6 protein-coding genes are annotated in these 1,803 nt (G+C 42.4%); all 6 read left to right on the top strand.

What is annotated here, in order from left to right; all coding sequences use genetic code 11:
- A partial coding sequence (locus BR02_RS15810; RefSeq protein WP_034639633.1) for a hypothetical protein occupies positions 1 to 186 on the top strand: 186 nt, incomplete at its 5' end.
- A 104-nt stretch (positions 187 to 290) separates the two neighbouring features.
- Complete coding sequence (locus BR02_RS15545) at positions 291 to 455, top strand: hypothetical protein (RefSeq protein ID WP_157834984.1); 165 nt, start codon at positions 291 to 293, stop codon at positions 453 to 455.
- Positions 439 to 594 carry a hypothetical protein gene (locus tag BR02_RS15550; protein WP_157834985.1) on the top strand — a complete coding sequence of 52 codons (156 nt, stop codon included), beginning with the start codon at positions 439 to 441 and terminating at the stop codon, positions 592 to 594. Before BR02_RS15545 ends, BR02_RS15550 begins: the two co-directional genes overlap by 17 nt.
- A gap of 421 nt (positions 595 to 1,015) precedes the next feature.
- Positions 1,016 to 1,213 carry a hypothetical protein gene (locus tag BR02_RS0113040; protein ID WP_031517788.1) on the top strand — a complete coding sequence of 66 codons (198 nt, stop codon included), beginning with the start codon at positions 1,016 to 1,018 and terminating at the stop codon, positions 1,211 to 1,213.
- A 14-nt stretch (positions 1,214 to 1,227) separates the two neighbouring features.
- Entirely contained in the window at positions 1,228 to 1,551 is a 324-nt protein-coding gene (locus tag BR02_RS0113045; protein ID WP_031517790.1) for a hypothetical protein, read from the top strand.
- Positions 1,552 to 1,622: 71 nt separating this feature from the next.
- Positions 1,623 to 1,803: hypothetical protein (locus tag BR02_RS14560; RefSeq protein WP_034639636.1), on the top strand; the 181-nt coding region annotated here is incomplete at its 3' end.

Below are 1,803 nucleotides of genomic sequence, written 5' to 3' on the forward strand. Positions count from 1 at the left end.
CTGTGGCAAGGCGGTGCGGGTATTGCTGATATTGCCAAGCAAGTACGACCGGCAACAAAATCACTCCGCACAGAGTGGGATGCGATAGATGAGGTAGCGCTGCTTATTATACATCTATCCCGGCAGGGGTGCATTAAGCCTAGGCCGGGCGGGATATTCGGAGGTGATGGCATGGCGGTGGGGTGAGAAGGCACCGGGCAATGATATTAGGCCATGCTTGGGAGCGGTGGCAGGAGAGGTCAGGCTCAAAAATAAGTAGAGCAAAACTATCTAAGAGGCGGTGATATAGGGTGGCAGCACAACACAAGCGACCGGGCAGAACGGCCCGCTTGGAACGCATAAGGCGAGTGCAGGAACGACAGAAAGGGCAGGTTAAGGTAACTGTATATACAAAGCCTAAAAGGGCGATGGATGGCGTTGGAAGGGTGGTGGCTGTCGGTGAGTACATCGCATGAGGATAAACGGTGTGGTACCTGCCGCTATTGGGATACCACAAAGCGAACCTTGCCGGACACCGGTAAGTGCAAATTGGATGGCAAGAAGCGCTTTCAAAATGATATGAAAGGATGTCTAGGATGGAAGGTGAGAGAGTGAGCAACCAAAGCATGTATGGGCTATGCGAGTAAGTTAATACACATTCCAAGAACAAGGAGCATCTCATACTATTAAGGAGGGAAATATGAAATTATTTTGCAGACATGAGTGGGAGTATAAGAAAAAACCAGACAAAGTGGTATTAGTGCAATGTAGAAAGTGTGGTAAAACAGATTTTCATAGTAAAAATAAAAAATATATATTCACTAAAATTGTTGGTAGAACATACTGTTGGTGTCCCAAGTGTAACAATGATTTAATTAGAGATAGTTTTATATCAGATGAAGATGGAATAGTGACTTATAGATGTAGTTGGTGTGGACACGAGAGTATGTGGCATTTTACAATAGCACCAATACCGATACTGTTAAAAAATGATTAGTTTAACATTATGTTTTTTATACGAAGGAGCGAAGAATCAATGAATGGTGAATGGGTGGAGTTAATTCACAAAGATTTTGAGTTTGATTTCAAGGGCGAACCAACGGGACATTATGCAAGAGGTAGAATTGTTAAGTGGTACGACAATGAATTTTGTTTAGTGGAGTTATTTTGTAATGGTAAGAGGTATAAAGTAAGTAAACAAATAGTAGCACATAACAAACTTAATGTGCAATAAGAAGGAGGGACAATGTGAGCAAGTTTGATTACTTTAATTTTTCCGATGGAAGCTGGGATACTGAATTTGTTGTGCATGCAAGAAAATTTACAAAAGAAGAAGCCGTTGAATTATGCATACAAGAAAATGATTGGCTGTTCGATAAAAAATACTGCAACGGTAAATTACACAGAGAACCCACTATCAATGATGTGGCTGAAAGAACAGTTAGGTGGTATCCAAAAGTTCCAGAATTCTGTGATATCGATAGCACTAATGGTTGTTACAGTTATTGCAAAAAAGGGGAAAGAGGAAGTTTCCCAGTGTGGGTTATCGAGTTTGAAACCCTTAGAGAATAATTGTACATTCCAAACTTAATGTGCATATATAACGGGCGGAAACATAACCGCCCGCCAAGGAGGGTAACATTATGCTTGCCTACCGGGGCAAAAGACGGCAGTTAGTAAGGATACTGCGCCAAACAAGCACCGGAGCAGTGGCGCAGTATGAGCCGGTAGAAGAACCCGGCAACAGGTACATGCCGTTAATAGAAAACGGCAAGAATGTGGAACGATTTGAACTGGTGGAGGAAAGGCAGCTAGATATATTTG

Source organism: Desulfofalx alkaliphila DSM 12257 (assembly GCF_000711975.1).
Lineage (GTDB): Bacteria > Bacillota > Desulfotomaculia > Desulfotomaculales > Desulfohalotomaculaceae > Desulfofalx > Desulfofalx alkaliphila.

What these genes read in the sequence shown, in the direction of transcription:
- BR02_RS0113040 (WP_031517788.1), top strand. Translation starts at nt 1,016, where the DNA reads ATGAATGGTGAATGGGTGGAGTTAATTCACAAAGATTTTGAGTTTGAT.